The organism is Mesorhizobium sp. M0761 (genome assembly GCF_040320205.1).
Lineage (GTDB): Bacteria > Pseudomonadota > Alphaproteobacteria > Rhizobiales > Rhizobiaceae > Mesorhizobium.
This window is the reverse complement of the sequence record NZ_JAMYPF010000029.1, coordinates 1-23,562: the sequence shown is the minus strand read 5'-3', so window position 1 is coordinate 23,562 and position 23,562 is coordinate 1. Positions and strand designations below refer to the sequence as shown.

The window sequence follows — 23,562 nt, the reverse complement described above, 5'->3', positions numbered from 1 at the left end:
TCATGACAATATTTCCGGCACTGCATGATTCCAGAGCAATTCCCGCTTAGATTGCGAGCAGCAGATGCTCCGGATCGCCAAGCAGCAACTTGGTGACAACGCCGAGGCCGGCGCGCAGTTCCCCCTCGGTGGTCGAGCCGAGCGAGATGCGCACCGCCGGATGCCAGGGCGCATCCGAGATGCGGAAGGAGGTGCCGGGCGCGATCGCCACGCCTTGCAGGCGGGCCTGGGCGACGAAGCTTTCCTCGGCACGGTCCGCGGGCAGTTGCAACCAGACATGCAGCCCGTCGCGCCTGGCGCGATAACCAACCCCGCCCAGCACCTCGGCTGCGATGTCCTGGCGGCGGCGCAATGCCGCGCGCTGCCAGCGAACGAGTTCCATCGCCGTGCCGTCGGTCACCCATTTGGTGGCGATCTCGGCCACCAGCGGCGTCGCCATCCAGTTCGACACCAGATGCCGGTTGGCAACGGCGGCGACATAGCGGTCGGGCGCCGCGAGATAGCCGATGCGCAGGCCAGGTACGGTGATCTTGGTGAAGGACGTGACGTAGAGCGTGCGCTCCGGTGCAAAGGCCGCGACAGGCGGCGGCCGGTCCTCCACCAAGGGACCCAGCACATCGTTCTCGATGATGGCGATGTCGTGCTTGCGCGCGACCGCGGCGATCTCTTCGCGCCGTCTGGCGTCCATCAGCGTCGCCGTCGGGTTGATCACCGAGGGCTGCACGAATACCGCGCGAATGTCGGTGAGCCGGCAGGCCTCGTCCAGCGCCTCGGGGATCAAGCCATTGCCGTCGATCGGCAGCCCTTCGAGGTTGAAGCCGAGATAGCGCGCCAGCGGCACCAGCGTGTGGTGGCCGATGGCCTCGGTGGCGACGGTCGAGCCCGGCGGCGCCACGCTCATCAGCGCTACGGTCATCCCAGCAGTGGCGCCGTTGGTCAGGCTGATGTTCTGCGCGGAGACGTCAAGCCCGCACAGTTTCAGCCATTCGACCGCCACCGCGCGGTGGCGCGGAAACACCATGTTGGGCCGAAACGACAGCGCCGAACTCGATGGCAGGTTTTCGGCCAGCCAGCCCAGCGCCTGCTTCAGCCGCTCTAGATGCATCGGCTCGCAGACCGGCTTCAGGATCGATAGGTCGATGACCTCGCCGAGGCGCTCCGGCAGATAGGGCGGCTCCGGTTCGCGGCGCTGCGTCTGGACAAAGCTGCCACGGCCGATCTCGCCCGAAATCAGGCCGCGCCGGATCAGTTCTTCGTAAGCGCGGCTGACCGTCTGCACCGACAGTTTTAAATCGTCTGCCAGCCGGCGATGCGTTGGCAGCCGCGCGCCATTGGCCAGCCGCCCGTCATGAATGGCGCGGGCGAACTGGTCGGCCAGCGATTGATAGGCTGGCCGGCGGAGGAGCGCAGGGTCGGGTTGCCATAATGTCATGACTTAATAGAGATCGAAATCAGTGCAATTGACAATCGAAATAATGCGCCGTCATGGTGATGCCGATAAAAAAGCGGACGCCGATGACATCGAAACTCGACGCGGTCGACCTCAGGATACTCGACGCCATCCAGCGCGACGGGCGCATCACCAAGCTGGCGCTGGCCGAACAGGTCGGGCTGTCGCCGACGCCGTGCTGGATGCGGCTGCGCAAGCTGGAGAAGGCAGGCATCGTCTCGGGCTACCACGCCAGGATCGCCATGCGCGTGGTGGCGCCGGTCGCCACCGTGTTGATGGAGGTGACGCTGGCCAGCCATCGCCAGGCCGATTTCGACCGCTTCGAACGCGTCATCCGCGACATCCCCGAAATCGTCGCCTGCTGGTCGGTGGGCGGCGGCGTCGACTATGTGGTCAAGGTGATGACGCGCGACATCGACGCCTATCAGCGGCTGGTCGACGACCTGCTGGAGCGCGAGATCGGCATCGACCGCTACTTCACCTACATCGTCACCAAGACGGTGAAGGACGAAATCGTGCTACCGATATCCGACCTGTTGCCGGCGTCGGCATAAGCCCGGAGAGAATGTCTGTCGGGACGGCACAATAGAGAAAGTCTCTCTCCTTCAGGGCGTCGAAACAGTCTCTCTGTCTGTATGTGACGGATAGTCTTCCCGCATCGTCCGAACCGGGAGGCCTCGACCATGTCCGCGCATTTTGCCCGCTCGCATCGCCATGAGGCGCTCGACCGCCTCTCCGACCGCCGGCTGCTGCGCGAGCTCGCCTATGTCGACGGTCACTGGACGGCAAGCGGAGCGGCGAAGAGTTTCGAGGTTACCGATCCGGCGACCGGCACCACTGTCGCATTTGTCGCGGCGCTCGATGCCGGGCAGACGACCAAAGCAATCGACGCCGCCGCACGTGCCTTTCCGGCTTGGCGTTCGTTGCTGCCGCAGGAGCGGTCCAAAATTCTGCGAAAATGGTTCGAGCTGATCATTGCAGCCAAGGATGATCTGGCCCTGCTGATGACACTGGAACAGGGCAAGCCGCTGCAGGAATCGTTTGGCGAAATCGACTACGCCGCCTCCTTCGTCGAATGGTATGCCGAAGAGGCAAAGCGCCTCAACGCCGAGAGCGTCACCAGTCATCTGCCTGATGCCGAAATGATGGTGCGGCGCGAGCCGCTCGGCGTTGTCGGCGTCGTCACGCCCTGGAATTTTCCGGCGGCGATGCTGACCCGCAAGGCGGCCGCCGCACTCGCCGCCGGCTGCACCATCGTCGCACACCCATCCTCGGAGACGCCGCTGTCGGCGCTGGCGCTGGCTGAACTCGGCGAGCGCGCCGGCCTGCCCGCCGGCGTCTTCAATGTCATCACCGGCAAGGCTGCTGCCATTGTCGGTCGCATGTGCGAGGACCCGCGCGTTCGCGCCATAAGCTTCACCGGCTCGACCGAGATCGGCCGGCTGATCGCGGCGCAAAGCGCGCCGACGATGAAGCGGCTGGTGATGGAGCTTGGGGGCCACGCGCCGCTGATCGTCTTTGCCGATACCGATCTGGACAAGGCGGTGAGCATCGCCATCGATGCCAAATTCGCCACCTCCGGCCAGGACTGCCTCGCCGCCAACCGCATCTACGTCCAGCGCCCGATCTACGATCGCTTCTGCGCCGCTTTTGCCAGGCGTATCGAGGCGCTGCGCACCGGCAACGGCCTTACCGACAAGATCGACATCGGGCCGCTGATGCATGAGCGTGCCGTCGCAAAGGTCGAAGAGCAGGTCGCCGATGCCATCGCTCGTGGCGCGCGCTGTCTCACCGGCGGCAAGCGGCATCAGGCCGGGCCGCTGTTCTACCAGCCGACGCTGCTGGCCGATGTCAGCGACGAAGCGCTGATCATGCGCGAGGAGACCTTTGGGCCGGTCGCCGCCGTCACGCCGTTCGACAGTGAGGACGAAGTGATCGCCCGTGCCAACGCCACAGAATATGGCCTGGTCGCCTATATCGTTACCGAGAACGGCGCCCGCCAGCAGCGCCTGGGCCGCGCGCTCGACTACGGCATGGTCGCTATCAACCGCGTCAAGATCACCGGCGCGCCGATCCCATTCGGCGGCGTCAAGCAATCCGGCATCGGCCGCGAAGGCTCGCGCCATGGGCTCGAAGCTTTCGCCGATCTGAAGTACCTCTGCCTGGACGTCGCATAAGTCCGTCCGGCCATCTCTCAAGGAGTCAAAAAATGCTCGACCAATCCAACGAACTCAATGCCTGGGATCGCGACCACTTCTTCCATCCTTCGACCCATATGGGCACGCATGCGCGGGGTGAATCGCCGACCCGCATCATGGCCGGCGGCGAAGGCGTCACCGTCTGGGACAACAATGGCAGGAAGAGCATCGATGCCTTTGCCGGTCTCTATTGCGTCAATGTCGGCTATGGCCGCCAGAAGATCGCCGACGCGATCGCCACCCAGGCGAAGAACCTCGCCTACTACCACGCCTATGTCGGCCACGGGACCGAGGCCTCGATCACGCTGGCCAAGATGATCATCGACCGCGCGCCGAAGGGCATGTCGAGGGTCTATTTCGGCCTCTCGGGTTCGGATGCCAACGAGACCAACATCAAGCTGATCTGGTACTACAACAATGTGCTGGGACGGCCGGAGAAGAAGAAGATCATCTCGCGCTGGCGCGGCTATCACGGCTCGGGCGTGATGACGGGATCACTGACCGGGCTCGACCTGTTCCACAACGCTTTCGACCTGCCGCGCGCGCCGGTCCTGCACACCGAAGCGCCCTACTATTTCCGCCGCGCCGACCGCTCGATGAGCGAGGAGCAGTTCTCGCAGCATTGCGCCGACAAGCTTGAAGAGATGATCCTGGCCGAAGGTCCCGAAACCGTCGCCGCCTTCATCGGCGAGCCGATCCTCGGTACTGGCGGCATCGTGCCGCCGCCGGCCGGCTACTGGGAGAAGATCCAGGCGGTGCTGAAGAAGTATGACGTGCTGCTGGTCGCCGACGAGGTGGTGACGGGCTTTGGCCGTCTTGGCACCATGTTCGGCTCCGACCACTATGGCATCAAGCCGGACCTGATCACCATCGCCAAAGGTTTGACCTCGGCCTATGCGCCGCTGTCGGGCGTTATCGTCGCCGACAAGATGTGGCAGGTGCTGGTGCAGGGCTCCGACAAGCTCGGTTCGCTCGGCCATGGCTGGACCTATGCGGCGCATCCGATCTGCGTCGCCGCCGGCGTCGCCAATCTCGAACTGGTCGACGAGATGGACCTGGTGACAAACGCCGGTGAGACCGGCGCTTATTTCCGCGCCGAACTGACCAAGGCTGTTGGCGGCCACAGACACGTCGGCGACGTGCGCGGCGACGGCATGCTGGCGGCGGTCGAGTTCGTCGCCGACAAGGACGACCGGGTGTTCTTCGATGCTTCGCTCAAGATCGGGCCGCAGGTGGCGACAGCACTTGCCGCCAGCGGTGTCATCGGCCGCGCCATGCCGCAGGGCGACATCCTTGGCTTCGCGCCGCCGCTCTGCCTGACGCGTGAGGAAGCCGACATCGTCGTTTCGAAAACCGCCGATGCCGTCAACAGCGTGTTTGCCAACCTCTGAGATCGACGATGAATGCCATGACCAAGACCCTCCCCGCCACCATGGCCGCCGTGCTGCTCACCGGGCATGGCGGACCGGAAAAGCTCGTCTATCGCACCGATGTGAAAGTGCCTGTGCCTGCCGCCGGCGAGGTGCTGGTCAGGGTCAGCGCTTGCGGTATGAACAACACCGATGTCTGGGTACGCCAGGGCGCCTATGGCACGGAGGAGGACGCTGCCGCCGTGTCGACGTGGCGGCGGCAAGGCAACACGCTTACCTTCCCGCGCATCCAGGGCACCGACACGGTCGGCACCATCGCTGCCGTCGGCGAAGGCGTTTCCCCGGGCCGTGTCGGCGAACGGGTAATGGTCGATTTTTCGATCTACAACCGCGACGACGATTCCCTCGCCGACATTGACTATATGGGCCACGGTCGCGACGGCGGGTACGCCGAGTACCAGACGGTGCCGGGCGAGAATGCGCATTTCGTCGATACTGACATGAGCGACGTCGAACTCGCCACCTTCTGCTGCGCCTACCTCACCGGCGAACAGATGCTGGAGCGCGCCGGGCTGAAAGCCGGCGAACGCGTGCTGGTCACCGGCGCCTCGGGCGGCGTCGGTTCCGGCATCGTGCAGCTGGCGCGGGCGCGCGGCGCCATTCCCTACGCCGTCGTCGGCAAGGGCAAGGAGCAGGCGGTGCGCGACATCGGCGCCGAAGCGGTTATTACCCGTGGGGTTGCCGATCTTCCCGCCGCCGTGAATGAAGCCACTGGCGGCCAGCCGATCGATGTGGTCGCCGATCTCGTCGGCGGCGCGATCTTCAACGACCTCTTGCGCATCCTGAGGCCCGAAGGCCGCTACACCACCGCCGGCGCGATTGCCGGTCCGGTCGTGCAGCTCGATCTCAGGACCATGTATCTCAAGCAGCTGCAACTGCACGGATCGAGCCAGGGGACGCGCGCCGACTTCCGCCGCATCGTTGGATACATCGAAGCGAAGAAAATCCGGCCGCTGGTCGGCGGTGTCTACAAACTGTCCGATTTCCACAAGGCGCAGGCCGACTTCATCGCCAAGGATTTCGTCGGCAAGCTGGTGGTTGTGCCGGACGCCATGTGGAACATCCGCGCATAACGGCTCCCAACGTCAGAGCGCGTCGTAAACGGCATCAATCAACACCTTGCGGCGTGGATCGACGTCGTCGAAACCCAGCATGCGGTTGGTGACGTAGCCGAATCCGACACCGGCGCCGGGATCGGCAAAATCGAGGGCGCCGCCCCCAGCCGCCATGGCCGAGGGATTGCGGCGACGCGCGGCTGGCATAGGCGGCGTCCTCGAGCTGAAAGCCGGCGGCGAATTGCCGGCGCTTGAGACATAGCGCGCATGAGGCGAACCGGAATCATCGCAACGAATGCAAGCCACAGGCCAGCAACCAGACCCTGCATCTTGACAGACGAGGCGAAAGCCAAAAGAGTGAAACCGGTTTCACTGGGGACCGCCGGTGCATTTCGATCTGTCCATTCTGCTCCCGCATCTGGGTTTTCTGGCGCGCGGCGCCGAACTTACGGCGGCGGCTTGCGCGCTGTCGCTGGTGGGAAGCGTCGTCATGGGCGCGTTGGTGGCGATCGCACGCACCTCCGCCTCGGCACTGCTTCGACGGATCGCCTTCGTCTACGTCGATCTCTTCCGCAATGTGCCGTTCATCGTCCAGCTGTTCTTCTTCTATTACGGCCTGCCCGAGCTCGGCATTTACATCGACGCCTTCACCACCGGCGTCGTGGCGCTTTCCATTGCCGGCGGCGCCTATGCCTCCGACATCATTCGAGCCGGCATCCTCGCCATCGACCAGGGCATCATCGACGCCGCTGAAGTGAGCGGCCTGTCCAGGCGCAAGATCTTTACCCGCATCGTGCTGCCGATTGCGCTGCGCACCTCCGTGCGACCGCTCGGATCCGTGCTCATCAACATGATCCTTACGTCCTCGATCCTCTCGACCATCACGCTCAACGAGCTCACCGGCTCAGCCCAGATCGTGGTCTCGCAGACCTATCGGCCCTTCGAGGTCTATGTGGTGCTGCTCTGTGCCTATGCGGCCCTGACTTATCTGGTTTCGCTGGGCGTCACCCTGCTCCACCGCCATCTCAATCGGGACATGATGGAGGCGGTCGGCTGATGCGGTTCAGCGACTTCACCTCCTACGACCTGATCCTGCTGGCGCAAGGTCTCGGCACCAATATCGCGCTGTTTCTCGTCACCTCTCTGGTCGGACTGCTGATTGGCCTGAGCTGGGCGCTGGTGCGGTTCTACCGTGTGCCGGTTCTGGCCCAGATCGTCACCTTCCTGTCGGAGCTGTTGAAGAACTCGCCGGTGTTGGTGCAGCTGTTCCTGGTGTTCTTCGGCCTGCCGGCGCTGTTGCATATAAGGGTGACGCCGGTCACCGCAGCGACCATCACTCTGTCGGCGAACACCGCGGCATTCGTCTATGTCATCGCGGTCTCGGCGATCGAGTCGATCGAACGCGAGCAGGTCGAGGCCGCGCGTGTCTTCGGCCTGACCCGGTGGCAGGTCCTGCGCCATATCGTTTCACCCCAGGCTGCCGCCTTCGCGGTCGGCCCGCTCGTCGCGCTGCTGGTCAACCAGCTTCAGGTGACGTCGCTGATTTCTGTCATCGGCGTCGTCGACCTGACCAAGATTGGCCACATCCTCAACATGCGAACCTTGAAGCCGTTCGTGGTCTGGACCGTCGTCGGGCTGCTCTACTATGGCGCGGCAAAGCTGGTCGCCCTGCTTGGCGAGCGTCTTGAAAACCGCCTGCGGGCGCACAGCGCCTGGCGGGGGCTTTAACATGCTCAAGATCGAAAACGTGCACAAAGCGTTCGGCGAGGTCACTGTGCTGGACGGCGTCGACCTGACGATCGCGCCCGGCGAAGTGGTCTCGATCCTCGGGTCGTCGGGGTCCGGCAAGTCGACACTGATCCGTTGCATCAACGGCCTCGAAAAGCTGAAGTCGGGCCGCATCACGGTCGACGATTTCGATGTCAGCAAGCCGAAGGAGCTGGCCGAGGCGCGCAAGCGCTCAGGCACCGTCTTCCAGCTGTTCAACCTCTATCCGCATATGAGCGCGCTTCAGAACATTACGCTCGCCCCGATCGAGGTGCTGAAGATGCCGCGCCCTGAGGCCGAGGCGCTGGCGCGCAAGCTGCTCGAGTCCGTCGGCCTCGCCGATCGGGCCAACGCCTACCCCGCGCAGTTGTCGGGCGGGCAGCGCCAGCGTGTCGGCATCTGCCGGGCGCTCGCCATGCAGCCGCGCTATCTGCTGCTCGATGAAGTGACCAGCGCGCTCGACCCGGAAATGACTTCCGAGGTGCTGGCCATCCTGGCAAAGCTCGCCGCGCAAGGCACGACGATGCTGTTCGTCACCCACGAGATCGAATTCGCGCGCGAGATTTCCAACCGCATCGTCTTCCTCGACAAGGGCAGGCTGGTGGTCGATCTGCCAACGGATCGTTTCTTCGCCGCGGACGGCGGCCGGGCGCAGCCGCGGGTTGCGCAGTTTCTCTCCAAGATGCGCAAGGACTAGGAATGCTGCTGTTAGCCAACAACGAAGCATGGCCGGGATTCGAAACCTCGGTGCAAATGCTGCGCGATGGCGCCGTCAGCCTGGACGCGATGGTTGCCGGCATCGGCATGGTGGAGAAAGAGGTCAAGGTTCGAAGCGTCGGCTATGGCGGCTGGCCGAACATGCTGGGCGAGATGGAGTTCGACGCCGGCGTCATGGATGGCAATACAAGAGAGGTCGGTTCAGTCGGCGCTGTGCCAAGGACCTTGGCGGTCGCTGCCCTGGCGCACCAGGTGATGAAGCGCCTGCCGCATGTGATACTGACCGGCGAAGGGGCGCAGCGCTTTGCCAGCGAAATCGGCTTTGCCGAAGACAAAGTCTTGTTCGAGGACTCCAGGCGCGTCTGGTGGGAGCGGCTGCAACAGGAACTCACACCGCAACAGCTGGCGAAATTCCCCAATATCGATCTGGCGCCGCTCAGCCGTACTATAACCGATCCCGAGCGCGTCCGCGACACCACCGTCTTCCTGTCGGCGGATGCGCGGCGCGGCATCCATGCCGCGACTTCGACCTCGGGCTGGGCGTGGAAATATCCGGGCCGGCTCGGCGATTCTCCCATTCCCGGCGCAGGCTTTTACGCCGACAGCCGCTATGGCGCGGCGGCGTGCACCCATACCGGCGAGATGACGATGCGCTGCGCCACCGCACGGACCGTCGTGCTGGCCATGAAGCTTGGCCGATCCTTGTCGGATGCGGTCGCGCTGGCGGTCGAGGAACTGGCTGAACTCGACACCGGCTTCCTGGCCGGAGTGGTCATCCACGCCGTCGACGCCGAGCAGAACCACGAGGTGGTGAATTTCAGATGCGAGGGCGAGGTCCGCTACTGGCTCTGGAAGGATTCCATGTCCGCACCCGAATTGCGGGCGGCAAGACGCGTCACTTGAAAATAAGGAGAGGAACCATGAAAACCGTACTGCGTGCCTTCGCCGCGCTGGCCATCGTGGCCGGTTCGGCATTTCCAGCCCTTGCCGGCATGATTGACGACATCCGCTCACGCGGCACCATTCGCATCGGCGTATCGCTCGGCGGCGAGCCGATCGGCTTTCGCGATGCACAAAACAACCCTGTCGGCTACGATGTCGATGTCGCGACGCTGCTGGCGCAAAAGCTCGGCGTGCCGGTCGAGTTCGTCGACGTCTCGGGCGATGCGCGTATTTCCATGCTGGTGTCGGGACAGATCGATGTCGCGGTCGCAAACACCTCGGCAACGCTCGAGCGGGCCAAGACCGTCAACTTCACCATCCCCTACAACCGGGCCGGGCTGCGCGTCATCGTCCAGAAGGATGCCGGGATAACCGACCTCAAGGGGCTCGCCGGCAAGAAGGTTGTCGTCGGCCGCGGCACCACGGGCGAAACCTTCCTCAAGGCGGCCGTGCCGGAAGCAGAGCTCGTCTATGTCGACCAGTTCGCGCCCGACGGGGTTCTGCAGCTGCAACAGAAGCGCGTCGACGCGGCGATCGAGGATTCCTCGCTGCTCGATTACCTCGCGACCAAGACACCGAGCCTGGTGACGCTGCCTGGCCTCTATTCCAACGATCCGATCGGCATCGCGGTCGCCAAGGGCGATCCCGAATTCGTCCGCTGGCTCGACATGTTCGTGTCCGACTTCATCCAGTCGGGCACCTATGAGACGACCTACAAGAAGTGGTGGGGGCCGGACTCCAACCCGCCGGCGCTCAACCCGCTGTGGTGACACCCACTACCGGTAACCGATCGGCGCACACTCGAGGCGCCGTCGCAACGATCGCCGATGTCGCGCGGCTGGCAGGCGTGTCGCGTGCCGCGGCCAGCCGTGCGCTGTCGAGCGGACCGCGACCGGTCTCGGCGGACAAACGCGAACGTGTCGTGCAGGCCGCCGCGCAGCTCGGCTACAAACCCAATCTCCTGGCGCAAAGCCTGACCACCAAGACCGTCAATCTGGTTGCCGTCGTGGTCAACCACATTCACGACCTTTCAGATCTCGACCTGTTCGACCGGCTGCTCGACGCGATCCAGTCGATCGGCAAGCAGGTCATCCTCATCCGCATCGGCTCGGCGGAAGGGGTCGAGGATTTTCTGCGCAACGGCGTTGCCTATCATGTCGATGCCGCCGTGGTGTTCTCCGACTTTGCCGATGCAGCGACGGTGCGGCGCATGTTTCGCTCGGACCTGGTCATCATGCTGAACGGACTGCATGACGATCAGTCACCCACCGTCATTCCCGATGAAGGCGTCGGCATCGCCGAGGCCGTGGCGGATGCGGCGGCCAAGCGCGCGCGCACGGCCAGCCTGCTGACCGGCCGTTCGTCCTCGCGAGTCGAACAGCTGCGCATCGGCCACTACCTCGGAGCGTTCCGGCATCATGGAATTGAACTGCTGCAGACGGTCCAGGGAGACTATTCCTACGAGTCGGGCTATGCGGCAGCCGCCGGCCTGACGGGACGCGGCTGTCCAGATGCGGTCTTTTGTACGTCCGACGCGATGGCCATGGGTGTTCTGGATGTCTGCCGGGCGGATTTCCCCGACAACCGGCCCAGCCGCTTCCGCCTCTATGGCTTCGACAATGTGTCCCTGACCAATTTCGACGCCTACCCGATATCGTCAATCGGCTACGACAAATCAGACTATGTGGGTCATATCGTTGGCGCCCTCTCCAATCCGCAGGTCTTCATGCCCGGCCAGCCGCCTGTCGTTATATTGACCCGGCTGATTTCGCGCTTGACCGCGTAACTAGCGCCGATGTTGGACTGCTTGTCCGGCGTCGATCTCCCAGAGATCGAACGGAGATCGCGCCGGACAATGTACCGGCGCCTACTGCAATTTCGCCTGCAGCGCGTTGACGTCGTCGGTTGTCATTTCACCGTCGGTCGTCACCTTGCCGTCGACGATCTTCCACAGCCGGAACGGACCGGTGATGTCGCCATATTTGTCGAAGCTGACCGGACCGATGACGCCTTCATAGCGGATCGGCTTGCCGTCCTTGATCAGGCCGAGCGCCTTGGCGAACTCGTCCTTGCCGGCATAGATCGGTGTGCCGGCAGGATCGACCGCCTTGTACATGGCATCCTTGATCTTGGCTGGATCCTCGGAGCCGGCAATGGCAATGGCGAGACCGACAATGGCGCCGGCATCATAGGAACGGTCGGCTGCCGGGTTCGACGGTTCGATGCCCGAAAACTCCTTGTAGTTTTTCAGGAAATAGTCGGTGGATGCCGTCGGGCTGGTGCCGGAAGAGGTACCATAGGCATCCTTCAGATAATCGGCGCCGACGGATTCGATGAAGTCCGGGCTGTTCATGCCGTCATTGAGCAGGAATTTCTGCACGCCGCCCTGCGATATCCAGGTGCGGGCGACCGTTGCGCCGTCGACCGGCGTGCTGACGAGGTAGAGTCCGTCCGGCTCGCCTCCCATCGCCGCCGTCACTTCCGAGGCATAGCTCGACTGCTTTTCATTATAGGGCGTGTCGGAGACGATGGTGCCGCCGAGCGCTTTGTAGGCACGCGAGAATTCGGCCACCATGTTGACGCCGAAGTCGTTGTTGACATGGATGATCGACAGTTTCTTGAAGCCCTTGTCGATGGCGTATTTGGCGGCGGCCACGCCTTGCAGCGCATCCGACGTGATGGTGCGGAAGAAGATGCCGTTGGTCTTGCCGTCGCGGCCAAGGGCGGTCAGCGTCGGCGAGGACGAAGCCGGCGACACCTGCACGATCTTGGCCGGCCCGGTGACCGAGGTCAGGATCGGGATCGACACCGAGGAGATGATGCCGCCGATGATCACCGGCACCTTCTTGACCTGTACCAGCTGGGTCGCGGCATCGACCGCGATATTGCCCTGGCTCTGGCTGTCGCGCGTGTCGGTTGCGAGATCGCAGCCGCGTACGCCACCGGCTTCATTGATGTCGCGGAAGGCCATTTCGACGGACTTCGCGCCGGCCTGGCCGTATTCGCCGGCCGGACCGGTGAGCTCCATGACCAGGCCGACGGTGATCTTGCAGTCCGCTGCGTGTGCGGCGCCGGCCATCGTCACGAGAGCCAGTGCTGTGGTGATTTGAAGTATCGTCTTCTTCATTGCCGTTCCCCTTTTCTTGTTTGAACTTTTGCCTGTTCAGCCTTCCGGCGCCTGCAGCCAGGTCTCATGCAGATGCCGCCATTCGACGCCGTTTGGTGCCGATGAACTGGTGGTGAAGACCGCACTGGACTGCCGGCGACTGTGTTTGCCGGCGCGCAGTTGCGCCTCGATGTAGAAGATGACGATCGTGTCCGCGTCCTGCCAACCCGGCCTGATGTCCTCGATCGATATGGCAAAACCGTCGTCGCAAGTGGCGCGGCTTGTCCGGACATGATCTACGACCGCGTCGCGATCGAGGATCTGGCCATTCGGCGCCACCATGGTGAGGCTTTCGCCCATGACAGCCTCGAAGCGGCCGAACTCCACAGCGTCGGCTCGCGCGGCGACAAACCAGTCGACGAAGAAGCGATGCAGGTCGATGATTTCAGCGCTGGCACGCGAAAAAAGGGAAGGCTCTCCGCTCATTTCTTCCCCGCATTGAGGTTGTAATGCATGATCGAGCCGTGGCGGCCATGACGGTCGCGCTCCAGCGCGTAGACATCGCCCGCGAGGCCGGTGCCTTGTGCGATGGCGGCAGCAATCCGCGCGCGATCGTCGGCGTCGAGCGCGACGTCCATGATTTTCGTATTGGCCAGCGCATGTGCCTGGTTGCGCGCACCCACAATGACGGCCGTGACCTGCGGCTGCTCGAGCACCCATGCCGAGGCGATGGTGGCGATGTCGACGCCGTGGCGATCGCCGACCGCTTTCAGCGCCTTGAGCAGGGACTGGAACAGCTCCCAGCCGCCGAAGTCGTCGATGATCAGCTTGTATTTGACCAGCGAGCGGTTTTCGAGCGGCGTGGAGGGTTCGGCCACGCCAAGCCATTTGTCGCTGAGGAAGCCGCCCGCCACCGAGCCGTAGCAGAGGAAGCGGACACCGTTCTTAGCGGCAAGGTCCGCAAGGCTGTTTGCCGGCCGCTGGTCGAGCACTGAATATTGCAGTTGCTGGCTGACCAGCGGGATGCCCGCGGAGAGGATTTCGGCTAGCCTCGGCGTATCGAAATTGGTGGTGCCGAGATTGCGCACCTTGCCTTCCAGCCGAAGCTCGTCGAGCCAACCCATCGCCTCGACGTAACGAGGCTGGTCATAATCCCACCAGTGAAACTGCACAAGATCGATCCGCTCCGTCTTCAGCCTGCGAAGCGACTGATTGACGATGCCCCTGATGTAGTCGCGGCTGATGCTTGCCAGTCGTTCGAGGTCCGGCACCAGCTTGGTGTGCACCTTCATCCTGGCCGCAACATCGAGACCGCGCTCGCCGGCCAGCCGCAGGCGCGCGGCGCCGATCAGTTCCTCGACGCCGGTGTAGATGTCGGCGCAATCATAGGTCCAGATGCCGGCATCGAAGGTGGCGATGAGGTCGGTCACGGCCTGCCTGCGGTCGATAGCGCCATGGCCGCCGGCCAGCTGCCAGCCGCCGCGGATGACGCGCGAGATCGTATAGCCGGGGCTGAGTTCGACGGTCCTGGCGCTCATCTTTTGTCGGTCTCCTTCGGCAGCGGCACAGCCGTGGTTTGGGCATGGCTGAACCGCCGCTTGGCCAGCCTGACGATCCGCAGCCGGCTGGCGCAATTGGGATCGGGACAGGCGATCTCGGCATCCGAGGTCATCCAGTCATTTGCATGCGTCGGGCGCTGCTTTGCCGCCAGGAGCGGCAACACGGCGGAGATCGAGTAAATCGAAAAACCCTGCCCCGCCGGCAGCGACAGCATTTCGCCCTTGAGTTCGAAATAGTCGCCGGCCCTGGCGCCGCAATAGACCGGCTTGCCCTCGGGGATGACCGCTTCGACGCGCAGATCGAAGAGTTCGAAACTGTCGTCGGCCATTCAGGCCTCCACCAGGCTGAAGGTGATGTCACAGGCGCCGTTGCGGCGGATGACGCCGCAGGCGGCGGCAAACTGATCGCGCTCTCCGGCAAGCACTTGCGCGACCACGCTGCCGGCCAGCCAGCCGATCGGGAACAGCAGCCGCGCCCCCTGCCCGTAGTACAGGCCGATATCGAAGATGGCATTGGGATTGCCGCCCCACACGCGTGGCGGCACATAGGACAGCACGATATCGCCGGGCTGCGGCGTCAGCGTTGCATTCTCCGGTGGCAAAGACTGGGCATAGGCCTGGCCGTGGAGATCGGCTGACGGAACCGGGCACGAGATTTCCGGTCCTGTCCACATCGCATGGATGCCTGGGATGATGCGTGGCTGCGCCAGATACGCCAGCAGGAAGGCGGCATTCTCCGGCGCCTTTTCGGGCAATAGCAGCGCCGTCACGGAAAGCTTCGAGCGTGGTTCTGTGATGCCGATGGCGGGCTTGGTCATGTCAGTCCTTCGCCGATTGAAGTTTGTCGCGCAGGAAGGCGAAGGGGCGGCTGATGTCGGCTACCAGCGCCTCGCGCGCCGCTTGCGCATCCTGTTTGGCAAGTGCCGCGACAATTCGACGATGATAGTGCGCGGTATCGACCTCGCCGGCCTCGGAGAAGGCATAGATGGCGACGCGGATGCAGGGTCCCGATTGAAGCCAGAGGCTTTCGATCATCGGGATCAGCACAGCCGAGCCGCAGCAGCGGTAGATCTCAAAATGGAAGCTCTGGTTGAGCGTCGCTTCGCGGTCGATATCCTTCTTGTGCTTCAGGGCCCGCATCTCGTCCCACTCGCCCAGCATGGCTTCGATCGAAGCGATCTGGCGCGGGCTCATACGCGTGGCGGCAAGCGCGATCGCTTCGCCTTCGATGAGTGAGCGGGCGCGCAGGAGGTCGTCGATGCGCTCCAGCGTGATCGGTGGCACGCGCACCGAGCGGTTGGGCAGCGCCTCCAGCGCCTTTTCCGTGATCAGCCGTCCAAGCGCTTCGCGTACCGGCATGGTCGAGGTGACCAGCGCATCGGCGAGACCGCGGATAGTCAGCACCTGGTTCGGCTCGAAAAGGCCACCGATCAGAGCACGGCGCAACTCGGAATAGACGCGATCCTGCACCGTCTCGCGGCCGACCGGCGTAAGCTGGGCTGCGATCGTCTCGTTGTTCTTTTCGATGGCAGCCTTCTGCATTACCCGCATTTGCCCCGTTTTCGGCTTGCGAATGAAATTAAAGCCGAATAGCGTGATCAAGGCAAGTGTGATCACAAATCAAAAATCAGGAGGCGACAACGATCGTCTTCGGCCAGAGGGTTTGATGAGCGATGCAGCGGAGCGCCAACGGCAGGAGACCCGTGCGCCGGTTCTGACGGCACGAAACGTCGTCAGGCGTTTTGGCGGCCTTGTCGCCGTCAACGATGTCTCGTTTGATGTCAAAGCGGGCGAAATCCTCGGCCTGATCGGACCCAATGGAGCCGGCAAGACGACGATGTTCGATCTGTTGGCGGGCAGCATATTGCCAACCAGCGGCGATATCCTGCTCAATGGCACGCGCGTCTCCGGCGAAGCCGCTCATCTGCGTATCGGCCGTGGTCTTGGCCGCACCTTCCAGATCCCGCGCCCCCTGCCCAATCTGACGCTGATCGAAAACATCATGCTGGCGGCGCAGGGCCAAGCCGGCGAAAAATTGCTCGCCAACTTCGTCACGCCGTGGCGAGTGGCGGCACAGGAAAGAGCAGCCAGGGCAAAGGCACTCGAGCTGCTCGAGCTCGTCTCGCTCGCTCGGCTGGCGCACGAACCGGCGCGCGTGCTTTCCGGCGGTCAACGCAAGCTGCTCGAACTCGCCCGCGTCATGATGGCCGATCCGGCGATCATCCTGCTCGACGAACCGGCCGCCGGCGTCAACGCGACGCTGCTCGAGATCATCATCGACCGCATCCGCGACATCAACGCGCACGGCATCACCTTTCTGCTGATCGAGCACAATATCGACATGGTGACGCGGCTCTGCCATCGCGTCCTCGTCATGGCGAGCGGTCAACTGCTCAGCGAAGGCACGGCGGAAGAGGTCGCCCGCGACCCGCGCGTCATCGAGGCCTATCTCGGAAGCCCAGCATGAGTGAGACGGTCCTCGACGTGCGCAACCTCGAAGCCGGCTACGAGCCCGGCGTGCCGATCGTGCGCGGCGCCTCGATCACCGTCGGCAAGGGCGAGATCGTCGTCGTGCTCGGTCCCAACGGCGCCGGCAAGTCGAGCTTCATCAAGGCGATCGCCGGCCTTGTCCCGATCACCGGCGGCGCGGTGTTCCTGGACGGCAAGGACATAACCGCCGCGCCGGCCCACACCATGGTCCGGCTCGGCCTCGCCTTCGTACCGCAGACGGAGAACATCTTTCCGCTGATGTCGGTCGAGGACAATCTGAAAGTCGCCTGCGGCATCCTCGAGCGACGCGAAATCCCTGCCCGCATCGAGGAAATGTATGCGGCCTTCCCCGACCTCGTCCGCCAGCGCCGCACCGCCGCCGGCAATCTGTCGGGCGGACAACGGCAGATGCTTGCCGTCGCACGCGCCCTAATCGTCCATCCCAAGGTGCTGGTGCTCGACGAGCCGTCGGCCGGCCTGTCGCCGAAATTCGTATCGACGGTGTTCGAGATGCTGGCCGGCATCCGCAAGTCCGGCGTCACCATCCTGCTGGTCGAACAGAACGCCAAGGCAGCGCTTGCCATCGGCGACCGCGCCTATGTGCTGGTCGACGGCAAGGACCGGCACGAGGGCGTTGCTTCCGAACTGTGGAACGATCCTGTCGTCGCCGAACTCTATCTCGGCCAACGCCCGTCCCCCGTCGGCAAGGGAGGCGCGGCATGAGCCTGCAATTTGTCGTCGATGGGCTGCTGACCGGCTCGATGATCGGCCTTGGCGCCATCGGCGTGACGCTGACCTACTCGATCCTGCGCTTCTCGAACTTCGCCCATGGCGACTTCATGGCCTGGGGCACCTATGCGACGCTCGCCGTCGTCAGCGCCATCGGCGCGATGTTCGGCAAGGTGGCCCCCATTGGACCGCTGTCTTTCGGCTGGCCGCTGCTGGTTGCGCTGGTTGTCGGCATGACTTTCACCGCCCTGCTGGCGCTGTTGCTCGACAAGGTGCTGTTTTCGCGGCTGCGCTCGCAGGGGCAAGCCATCATCGTGGTGATGGCGAGCTTCGGCGCCTCGATGGCGCTGCGCAGCCTGCTCGAATTCACCTTCAGCTCACGCCCGACCTATTTCAGCCGGGCGATCCAGATCGCCATGCCGGTCGGCTTCGGCATCCGCATCACGCCCGATCAGATCGCGCTGCTGCTGCTGACCGCAGTGCTGGTGCTCGGCGTGCATCTGTTGATGACACGCACGCAGACCGGCCGCTCCATGCAGGCGCTGAGCCAAAATGCGGCCCTGGCCCTCATCGTCGGCATCGATGTTGCCTCCGTGGTGCGCGTCACCTGGATCATCGGCGGGGCGCTGGCCTGCGTGGCCGGCGTGATGATCGGCATTCTGGTGCAGATCCGCCCGTTCATGGGCTTCGACATGCTGCTACCGATGTTCGCAGCCGCCATCCTGGGCGGCATCGGCAGCATACCGGGCGCCGTGCTCGGCGGCCTGATCATTGGCCTTGCCGAAGCCGGTGCGGTGCAGCTGATCGGCGCCGAATGGCGCGCCGCAATCTCCTTCATCATCCTGATGGCGGTGCTGTTCGTGCGGCCGATCGGCCTGTTTGGTGTGAGGGAACGCTGATGGACCTGCTCGGCTACGGCGCCTTCTTCCTGACCACCGCACTGATCTTTTCGCTGGTCACACTGGGGCTCAATCTGCAGTGGGGGCTGACTGGCCTTTTCAATGTCGGCCTTGCCGGATTCGTCGCCATCGGCGCCTATACATCGGCGCTGCTCACGACCCCGGACGATGCCGCGCGCTTCGGCGGCTTCGGTCTGCCGATCCTGGCCGGCTGGGCGGGCGCCATGATCGTCGGCGGTATCGCCGCAGCAATTACCGGCATGGCCACGCTGCGTCTGCGATCAGACTACCTGGCGATCACCACCTTCGGCGTCGCCGTCGTCGTGCAGCTGGTCGCGCTCAACGCGCAAAAACTCACGGGCGGCCCGTTCGGCATCGGTTTCATCCCGCGCCCGTTCGGCGGCCTTGCCGAAACGCCGCTGTTGTTCAACCTGTCGAACCTCGCCGTCGTTTCGGCTGTGACGCTGATCGCCTATCTCGCTCTGGAGCACCTGTCGCGCAGCCCCTGGGGCCGCGTGCTCAAGGCGCTGCGCGAGGACGAGCGAGCGGCGATTTCGCTGGGCAAGAGCGCGCGCTTCTACCGCGTTCAGGCCTTTGCCGTCGGCGGCGCCATCATGGCGCTGGCCGGCGCTTTGCAGGCGCATTTCACCGGCTTCATCGCGCCCGATAACTATCTGCCGATCCTGACCTTCCAGGTCTGGGTGATGCTGATCGTCGGCGGCTCGGGCAGCAATGCCGGCGCCATTGCCGGCAGCATCCTGGTCTGGGCGATATGGGCGGGGTCGGGCACGCTGACCAGCGTGCTGTTTGTGCCCGAGCAGCAAGCACGCGCGGCCTCGCTGCAGATCGTCGCCATCGGCGTCATGCTGTGCGTCATCCTGCTGATCCGGCCGAACGGATTGTTCGGCGATCGGCCGCGCCGGCCGAAGCCCGGCAAACAGAAAAAGGCGGCGGCCAGGGAGAACGAGGCCGGACCATGAATGCCATGATCCGGCAAGACGTGCATGGCGTTTCACTCTGGCATGCCGTCAGCCGCAACCGCTGCGACCGGGGCACGCTGCAAGGCGGGCTCGACGTCGATCTCGCAATCGTTGGCGGCGGCTTTTCCGGCCTGTCGACGGCATTGCATGCCGCCGAGAAGGGGCTTTCGGTCGCGGTCCTCGAAGCCGAATTCATTGCCTGGGGTGCGACCGGCCGGAATGCCGGCTTCGTCGTTCCGAACTTTGCCAAGCGGGATCCAGACGACATCATCACCGAACTCGGACCCGAGCGCGGCGGGAGGCTGATCGATTTCGCCGCGGGAAGCGCTGACCTCGTCTTCGGCCTGATCAAGCGGCATGGCATCGAATGCGACGCTGTGCAGAATGGTTGGATCCAGCCGGCGCATTCGTCCGCCGCGCTGGAAAAGACGCGATCGCGCGCCGAGCAATGGGCGGCGCGGGGCAGGCCGACCGTAACGCTCGATGCCAAGGCGGTCACGACGCTCACCGGTATCGGCGGCTACGCCGGCGGTTGGATGGATAACTCGGGCGGCGTCCTCAATCCGGTCGAGTATGCGCGCGGCTTGGCCGATGCCGCCGAAAAAGCCGGCGCGCGGATCTTCGAGCAGACGCGCGTCGCTTCCATCGACCGCGCTGCGGATGGCTGGACCTTGACGACCGCATCCGGCGCCGTGCGTGCGGGCAAGGTGGTGATCGCCACCAACGCCTATGGCGGGGCACTGAACCGGACACTGGCGCGGACCTATATCCCGCTGAAAGTCTTCCAGATCGCCACTGCGCCGCTGTCGCGGGCCATACGCGCGCGCCTGCTGCCCGGCGGCCAGGGCGTCGGCGACACCAGGCGCAACCTGTTCACGTGCCGCTTCGATGGCCAGAACCGGCTGATCAGCGGCGGCATGCATGTCGTCGGAGCCGGCGCTGAGACGCGCATGCCGCAAACGATCTGGCGACGGCTCGCCAGGCATCTCGATTTGCCTGACCTGCCGCCGCTTGCCTACAGCTGGACAGGCGTGGCGGCGGTGGTGCCGGATTTCCTGCCGCGCCTCATCGACCTCGGCCCGGGCCTGATCGCCGGCTTCGCCTGCAACGGCCGCGGCATCGCCATGACCACGGTAATGGGCAAAGTGCTGGCGGACTGGGCGAGCGGAACGGACGCCCGATATCTGCCGCTCCCCTTCGCACCGCCAGCGCCGATCCCGCTGCACAACCTCGTGCGCTATGCACCGAATATGCTGCTCCCCTGGAGCATCCTGCGCGACCGGCTGGATTAGACAGCCAAGCCAGGTGATCCTCCTGCCGGCGCACTCACAGCGACCCGAAAAGGACCGCCACACCTTCCGCAATCGATGACCGTGGTGGCCCAAGAGGATATAGTCAGATCCCCTCCCCATCCAGCCGCATCTACTCCGCAGCCTGAACCCGATTGGCCTGGATGACCGCCCGGATCTCGGACCGGCAGGAGCCGCAATTGGTGCCGGCCTTCAGGGCGCCGCCTATGGCTTCGACTGTCGCGCACCCGGCTGCCACTGCCGCCGCGATCTGGTTGACCCCGACGCTGAAACAGGAGCAGACGGTCGCGCCCGCATCGGGCCGATCGGCGCCGGCGCGACCGGCGACGATCCTGAAGCGTTCGCGCTGGCTGGTGTGAACCTCCTGGAGTTGCTGTGCCGCCCAACCCCGCGAAACCGCCACCGGTCCCGACGCGATAAACAAAGCCCCGGCGAGGTGCTGGTCGTCGAAGGCAGCAATACGATGCTGGCCGGTATCGCGGTCGTGATAAGCGAGCGTATCGGCTACGGGAACATCGAAAAGCGAACCAGCAAAACCAGCCCAGTCGATGTCGTCGTCAGCAAAGGCAAGCTCCACCCGCCAGCCGCCCTTGCATTTGGCCACGGCCCAGTAATCTGCTGCGACCGCCACCGGCTTGCGGCGCACCACGGCGAAGCCGAAGGCTCTCGCGGCGAACTTCTCGATGCGGGCGCCGACATGTTTCAGCGCAGGCTGACCGGAAACCGGATCGGTCAGAGGCGCGGTCAGCGTGTCGAGCCGGCCTTTTGCCGAAAACTGGTCAGTCCAGTGCATCGGCGCAAACACGCTCCCCTGGCGCTGGCGTGCCGTCACCAGCGCGCGCACCAGCACATCGCCGCGCGGGCTGGAGACGCGCACGATGTCGGCGTCGCCAATGCCATGATGCGTGGCATCCGCCGGGTGGATCTCGACGAAGGGCTCGGCCATGTGCTGGGAGAGACGTGGGCTTTTGCCGGTGCGGGTCATTGTGTGCCAATGGTCGCGAACGCGGCCGGTGTTGAGGATCAGCGGATAGTCCGGGCTGGTGCGTGTCTCGACGTTGGGACGAATGGCGATGAAGCGGGCCTTGCGGTCGGGATTGTAGAAATTGCCGTTGGCGAAGAAGCGGGTGTTGGAAGGGTCAAGTCCCGCTTGAACACCCCCCTCTGTCCTGCCGGACATCTCCCCCGCAAGGGGGGAGATTGGCAGCTTTGACGCCGGCATATCTTCTGCATCGTTGGTAATTGGCGAAGGCCGAGGCGACGGCTGATCTCCCCCCTTGCGGGGGAGATGGCCGGCAGGCCAGAGGGGGATGGCTGGGCTCGGCGCCGGCCATTGGAACGGAGCCAATTCTTCATAGGCGTCGGCATCGATCGCACCATAAGCGCCGATATCGAAATCCCGCGCGCCGTCATTCTCGAAACCCGACAGCGCGGCGTGTTCGGCGAAAACCTCCGCCGGCGTCACATGCGCAAACGCCTCGCCAAACCCCATCCGCTTGCCCACCTCGGCAATGATCTGCCAATCCGGCCGCGCCTCGCCGGGCACCGCAAGAAAGCTGCGCTGGCGCGAGATGCGGCGCTCTGAATTGGTCACGGTGCCGTCCTTCTCGCCCCAGGCGGCGGCGGGTAGCCGCACATGGGCGTGACGCACGGTGTCCGTGCTCGCCAGCACATCCGAAACCACGACAAACGGGCAGGCCTTGATCGCTGCCTCGACGGCATCGGCATCCGGCATCGAATCGACCGGGTTGGTGGCCATGATCCACAGTGCCTTGATGCGGCCGGCGGCGATCGCCTGAAACATCTCGACCGCCTTCAGACCGGGCTTTTGGGCGACGGCCGGCGCATTCCAGAAACGCTGCACGCGGTCGCGGTGCTCGGGGTTATCGATCTCCATATGGGCAGCCAGCATGTTGGCCATGCCGCCGACCTCGCGGCCGCCCATGGCGTTGGGCTGGCCGGTCACCGAAAACGGCCCTGCCCCAGGTTTGCCGATGCGGCCGGTGGCGAGGTGGCAGTTGATGATGGCGTTGACCTTGTCGGTGCCCGAAGACGACTGGTTCACTCCCTGGCTGTAGACAGTGACGGTTTTCGCAGTCGCGGCGAACAGGTTGTAGAAGCGGGTGAGCTCGTCCTCGCTCAGGCCGGTGGCGGCGGCAATGCCGGCAAGGTCGAGCGCCGATGCGGCGAAGAGAGCTTGGCCGAAGCCGGTCGTGTGTGCGGTCACATAGCCGCGGTCGAGCGCGTTGTGCCGGCCGAGCCAGGCGAGCAGTCCGGTGAACAAAGCAACGTCGCCATCCGGTGCGATCGCCAGGTGCATGTCGGCGATATCAGCGGTCATGGTGCGGCGAGGATCGACCAGCACGACCTTCATCTCCGGTCGTTTTTCCCGGGCCGTCGCGATGCGCTGGAAGAGCACGGGATGGCACCAGGCGAGATTGGAGCCGACCAGCACGATCAGGTCGGCGAGCTCGAGATCCTCGTAAGTGCCCGGCACGGTGTCGGAGCCGAAGGCGCGGCGGTGGCCGGCAACCGACGAGGCCATGCACAGGCGGGAATTGGTGTCGATGTTGGCCGAGCCGATGAAGCCCTTCATCAGCTTGTTGGCGACATAATAGTCTTCGGTCAGCAACTGGCCCGAGACATAGAAGGCGACGGAGTCCGGACCATGCTCGGCGATGGTTTGCGAGAGGGTCGAAGCGACGAGATCGAGCGCCTCGTCCCAGCCGGCATGGCGGCCGTGGATTTCGGGGTAGAGCAGCCTGCCGTCGAGGTCGATGGTCTCGGCAAGCGCGGAACCCTTCGAGCAGAGCCTACCGAAATTGGCTGGATGGTCGGGGGGGGGGGGGGGGGGGGGGGGGGCGGGCGCGCCGCGCGACCCGCGCGCCCCACCCCCCCACACCCACCCCAACACGCGGGGGGGGTGGGGC

At 64.4% G+C, this 23,562-nt stretch carries 24 protein-coding genes; 15 read left to right on the top strand and 9 right to left on the bottom strand.

Annotated elements, in window-relative coordinates:
- Window positions 1-46 precede the first annotated feature (46 nt).
- The gene (gene ehuR, locus NKI32_RS29675; RefSeq protein WP_353004889.1) at window positions 47-1,432 is read right to left on the bottom strand and encodes a MocR-like ectoine utilization transcription factor EhuR; all 1,386 of its coding nucleotides are present in this window, start codon (window positions 1,430-1,432) and stop codon (window positions 47-49) included.
- Window positions 1,433-1,515: 83 nt separating this feature from the next.
- Between ehuR and NKI32_RS29670 the strand changes: the two genes are divergently transcribed.
- From NKI32_RS29670 to NKI32_RS29655, 4 genes are all read left to right on the top strand, one after another.
- Window positions 1,516-2,004 carry an Lrp/AsnC family transcriptional regulator gene (locus NKI32_RS29670; RefSeq protein WP_023818575.1) on the top strand — a complete coding sequence of 163 codons (489 nt, stop codon included), beginning with the start codon at window positions 1,516-1,518 and terminating at the stop codon, window positions 2,002-2,004.
- Window positions 2,005-2,133: 129 nt separating this feature from the next.
- Window positions 2,134-3,627, top strand: coding sequence for an NAD-dependent succinate-semialdehyde dehydrogenase (locus tag NKI32_RS29665; RefSeq protein WP_023732238.1), 1,494 nt, complete (start codon window positions 2,134-2,136; stop codon window positions 3,625-3,627).
- Between the two features lie 32 nt (window positions 3,628-3,659).
- Complete coding sequence (locus NKI32_RS29660; RefSeq protein WP_023695233.1) at window positions 3,660-5,039, top strand: aspartate aminotransferase family protein; 1,380 nt, start codon at window positions 3,660-3,662, stop codon at window positions 5,037-5,039.
- A gap of 8 nt (window positions 5,040-5,047) precedes the next feature.
- Window positions 5,048-6,151 carry an alcohol dehydrogenase family protein gene (locus NKI32_RS29655; RefSeq protein ID WP_023695232.1) on the top strand — a complete coding sequence of 368 codons (1,104 nt, stop codon included), beginning with the start codon at window positions 5,048-5,050 and terminating at the stop codon, window positions 6,149-6,151.
- A gap of 12 nt (window positions 6,152-6,163) precedes the next feature.
- On the opposite strand, the gene NKI32_RS29650 is transcribed toward NKI32_RS29655, so the two are convergent.
- A complete protein-coding gene (locus NKI32_RS29650) occupies window positions 6,164-6,340 on the bottom strand; it encodes a hypothetical protein (protein ID WP_023692240.1) in 177 nt (58 codons plus the stop codon).
- A 178-nt stretch (window positions 6,341-6,518) separates the two neighbouring features.
- Here NKI32_RS29650 and NKI32_RS29645 point away from each other — a divergent pair, with 178 nt between their 5' ends.
- From NKI32_RS29645 to NKI32_RS29620, 6 genes are read left to right on the top strand one after another with little or no spacing between them, the layout of a single operon-like run.
- Window positions 6,519-7,190 carry an amino acid ABC transporter permease gene (locus tag NKI32_RS29645; RefSeq protein ID WP_023695231.1) on the top strand — a complete coding sequence of 224 codons (672 nt, stop codon included), beginning with the start codon at window positions 6,519-6,521 and terminating at the stop codon, window positions 7,188-7,190.
- Window positions 7,190-7,861: an amino acid ABC transporter permease gene (locus tag NKI32_RS29640; protein WP_353004885.1), complete on the top strand. Its 672-nt coding sequence runs from the start codon at window positions 7,190-7,192 to the stop codon at window positions 7,859-7,861. The genes NKI32_RS29645 and NKI32_RS29640 overlap by 1 nt, the downstream gene beginning before the upstream one ends.
- Window position 7,862: 1 nt before the next feature.
- Entirely contained in the window at window positions 7,863-8,597 is a 735-nt protein-coding gene (locus tag NKI32_RS29635) for an amino acid ABC transporter ATP-binding protein (RefSeq protein ID WP_023699816.1), read from the top strand.
- A gap of 2 nt (window positions 8,598-8,599) precedes the next feature.
- The gene (locus NKI32_RS29630) at window positions 8,600-9,520 is read left to right on the top strand and encodes an isoaspartyl peptidase/L-asparaginase (protein ID WP_023807550.1); all 921 of its coding nucleotides are present in this window, start codon (window positions 8,600-8,602) and stop codon (window positions 9,518-9,520) included.
- A gap of 17 nt (window positions 9,521-9,537) precedes the next feature.
- The gene (locus NKI32_RS29625) at window positions 9,538-10,329 is read left to right on the top strand and encodes a transporter substrate-binding domain-containing protein (protein ID WP_023695228.1); all 792 of its coding nucleotides are present in this window, start codon (window positions 9,538-9,540) and stop codon (window positions 10,327-10,329) included.
- Window positions 10,323-11,345, top strand: coding sequence for a LacI family DNA-binding transcriptional regulator (locus NKI32_RS29620; RefSeq protein WP_023804426.1), 1,023 nt, complete (start codon window positions 10,323-10,325; stop codon window positions 11,343-11,345). Before NKI32_RS29625 ends, NKI32_RS29620 begins: the two co-directional genes overlap by 7 nt.
- An 81-nt stretch (window positions 11,346-11,426) precedes the next feature.
- Here the strand turns inward: NKI32_RS29620 and NKI32_RS29615 are convergent, their stop codons facing one another.
- The 6 genes from NKI32_RS29615 to NKI32_RS29590 are packed head-to-tail and all read right to left on the bottom strand — an operon-like array spanning window position 11,427 to window position 15,766.
- Complete coding sequence (locus NKI32_RS29615) at window positions 11,427-12,686, bottom strand: ABC transporter substrate-binding protein (protein WP_023692246.1); 1,260 nt, start codon at window positions 12,684-12,686, stop codon at window positions 11,427-11,429.
- A 36-nt stretch (window positions 12,687-12,722) separates the two neighbouring features.
- Window positions 12,723-13,151: a DUF4440 domain-containing protein gene (locus NKI32_RS29610; RefSeq protein WP_023818578.1), complete on the bottom strand. Its 429-nt coding sequence runs from the start codon at window positions 13,149-13,151 to the stop codon at window positions 12,723-12,725.
- Complete coding sequence (locus NKI32_RS29605) at window positions 13,148-14,203, bottom strand: aldo/keto reductase (RefSeq protein WP_353004882.1); 1,056 nt, start codon at window positions 14,201-14,203, stop codon at window positions 13,148-13,150. Before NKI32_RS29605 ends, NKI32_RS29610 begins: the two co-directional genes overlap by 4 nt.
- Window positions 14,200-14,553 carry a TIGR04076 family protein gene (locus NKI32_RS29600; RefSeq protein ID WP_023682686.1) on the bottom strand — a complete coding sequence of 118 codons (354 nt, stop codon included), beginning with the start codon at window positions 14,551-14,553 and terminating at the stop codon, window positions 14,200-14,202. Before NKI32_RS29600 ends, NKI32_RS29605 begins: the two co-directional genes overlap by 4 nt.
- Window positions 14,554-15,042, bottom strand: a complete 489-nt coding sequence (locus NKI32_RS29595) for a DUF3830 family protein (protein ID WP_352652789.1) — start codon at window positions 15,040-15,042, stop codon at window positions 14,554-14,556.
- 1 nt (window position 15,043) lies between these two features.
- A complete protein-coding gene (locus tag NKI32_RS29590) occupies window positions 15,044-15,766 on the bottom strand; it encodes a GntR family transcriptional regulator (protein WP_023753980.1) in 723 nt (240 codons plus the stop codon).
- 124 nt (window positions 15,767-15,890) lie between these two features.
- On the opposite strand from NKI32_RS29590, the gene NKI32_RS29585 reads away from it, so the two are divergent.
- From NKI32_RS29585 to NKI32_RS29565, 5 genes are read left to right on the top strand one after another with little or no spacing between them, the layout of a single operon-like run.
- On the top strand, window positions 15,891-16,691 hold the full coding sequence (locus tag NKI32_RS29585) for an ABC transporter ATP-binding protein (RefSeq protein ID WP_353004880.1): 801 nt from the start codon (window positions 15,891-15,893) through the stop codon (window positions 16,689-16,691).
- On the top strand, window positions 16,688-17,437 hold the full coding sequence (locus tag NKI32_RS29580) for a branched-chain amino acid ABC transporter ATP-binding protein (protein ID WP_353004878.1): 750 nt from the start codon (window positions 16,688-16,690) through the stop codon (window positions 17,435-17,437). Before NKI32_RS29585 ends, NKI32_RS29580 begins: the two co-directional genes overlap by 4 nt.
- Window positions 17,434-18,342: a branched-chain amino acid ABC transporter permease gene (locus NKI32_RS29575; protein WP_352886421.1), complete on the top strand. Its 909-nt coding sequence runs from the start codon at window positions 17,434-17,436 to the stop codon at window positions 18,340-18,342. Before NKI32_RS29580 ends, NKI32_RS29575 begins: the two co-directional genes overlap by 4 nt.
- Window positions 18,339-19,322 carry a branched-chain amino acid ABC transporter permease gene (locus NKI32_RS29570; protein ID WP_353004929.1) on the top strand — a complete coding sequence of 328 codons (984 nt, stop codon included), beginning with the start codon at window positions 18,339-18,341 and terminating at the stop codon, window positions 19,320-19,322. Before NKI32_RS29575 ends, NKI32_RS29570 begins: the two co-directional genes overlap by 4 nt.
- Window positions 19,319-20,614, top strand: coding sequence for an NAD(P)/FAD-dependent oxidoreductase (locus NKI32_RS29565; RefSeq protein WP_353004876.1), 1,296 nt, complete (start codon window positions 19,319-19,321; stop codon window positions 20,612-20,614). The genes NKI32_RS29570 and NKI32_RS29565 overlap by 4 nt, the downstream gene beginning before the upstream one ends.
- Window positions 20,615-20,744: 130 nt before the next feature.
- On the opposite strand, the gene NKI32_RS29560 is transcribed toward NKI32_RS29565, so the two are convergent.
- Window positions 20,745-23,534 (bottom strand): molybdopterin-dependent oxidoreductase, encoded by a 2,790-nt coding sequence (locus tag NKI32_RS29560; RefSeq protein ID WP_353004927.1) that lies wholly within the window; start codon window positions 23,532-23,534, stop codon window positions 20,745-20,747.
- Window positions 23,535-23,562 lie beyond the last annotated feature (28 nt).

Bases quoted from the DNA above. Each gene is read 5' to 3' on its own strand.
- ehuR (WP_353004889.1), bottom strand. From the start codon at position 1,432: ATGACATTATGGCAACCCGACCCTGCGCTCCTCCGCCGGCCAGCCTAT.
- NKI32_RS29670 (WP_023818575.1), top strand. From the start codon at position 1,516: ATGACATCGAAACTCGACGCGGTCGACCTCAGGATACTCGACGCCATC.
- NKI32_RS29665 (WP_023732238.1), top strand. From the start codon at position 2,134: ATGTCCGCGCATTTTGCCCGCTCGCATCGCCATGAGGCGCTCGACCGC.
- NKI32_RS29660 (WP_023695233.1), top strand. From the start codon at position 3,660: ATGCTCGACCAATCCAACGAACTCAATGCCTGGGATCGCGACCACTTC.
- NKI32_RS29655 (WP_023695232.1), top strand. From the start codon at position 5,048: ATGAATGCCATGACCAAGACCCTCCCCGCCACCATGGCCGCCGTGCTG.
- NKI32_RS29650 (WP_023692240.1), bottom strand. From the start codon at position 6,340: ATGCCAGCCGCGCGTCGCCGCAATCCCTCGGCCATGGCGGCTGGGGGC.
- NKI32_RS29640 (WP_353004885.1), top strand. From the start codon at position 7,190: ATGCGGTTCAGCGACTTCACCTCCTACGACCTGATCCTGCTGGCGCAA.
- NKI32_RS29635 (WP_023699816.1), top strand. From the start codon at position 7,863: ATGCTCAAGATCGAAAACGTGCACAAAGCGTTCGGCGAGGTCACTGTG.
- NKI32_RS29630 (WP_023807550.1), top strand. From the start codon at position 8,600: ATGCTGCTGTTAGCCAACAACGAAGCATGGCCGGGATTCGAAACCTCG.
- NKI32_RS29625 (WP_023695228.1), top strand. From the start codon at position 9,538: ATGAAAACCGTACTGCGTGCCTTCGCCGCGCTGGCCATCGTGGCCGGT.
- NKI32_RS29615 (WP_023692246.1), bottom strand. From the start codon at position 12,686: ATGAAGAAGACGATACTTCAAATCACCACAGCACTGGCTCTCGTGACG.
- NKI32_RS29610 (WP_023818578.1), bottom strand. From the start codon at position 13,151: ATGAGCGGAGAGCCTTCCCTTTTTTCGCGTGCCAGCGCTGAAATCATC.
- NKI32_RS29605 (WP_353004882.1), bottom strand. From the start codon at position 14,203: ATGAGCGCCAGGACCGTCGAACTCAGCCCCGGCTATACGATCTCGCGC.
- NKI32_RS29600 (WP_023682686.1), bottom strand. From the start codon at position 14,553: ATGGCCGACGACAGTTTCGAACTCTTCGATCTGCGCGTCGAAGCGGTC.
- NKI32_RS29595 (WP_352652789.1), bottom strand. From the start codon at position 15,042: ATGACCAAGCCCGCCATCGGCATCACAGAACCACGCTCGAAGCTTTCC.
- NKI32_RS29590 (WP_023753980.1), bottom strand. From the start codon at position 15,766: ATGCAGAAGGCTGCCATCGAAAAGAACAACGAGACGATCGCAGCCCAG.
- NKI32_RS29585 (WP_353004880.1), top strand. From the start codon at position 15,891: ATGAGCGATGCAGCGGAGCGCCAACGGCAGGAGACCCGTGCGCCGGTT.
- NKI32_RS29580 (WP_353004878.1), top strand. From the start codon at position 16,688: ATGAGTGAGACGGTCCTCGACGTGCGCAACCTCGAAGCCGGCTACGAG.
- NKI32_RS29575 (WP_352886421.1), top strand. From the start codon at position 17,434: ATGAGCCTGCAATTTGTCGTCGATGGGCTGCTGACCGGCTCGATGATC.
- NKI32_RS29565 (WP_353004876.1), top strand. From the start codon at position 19,319: ATGAATGCCATGATCCGGCAAGACGTGCATGGCGTTTCACTCTGGCAT.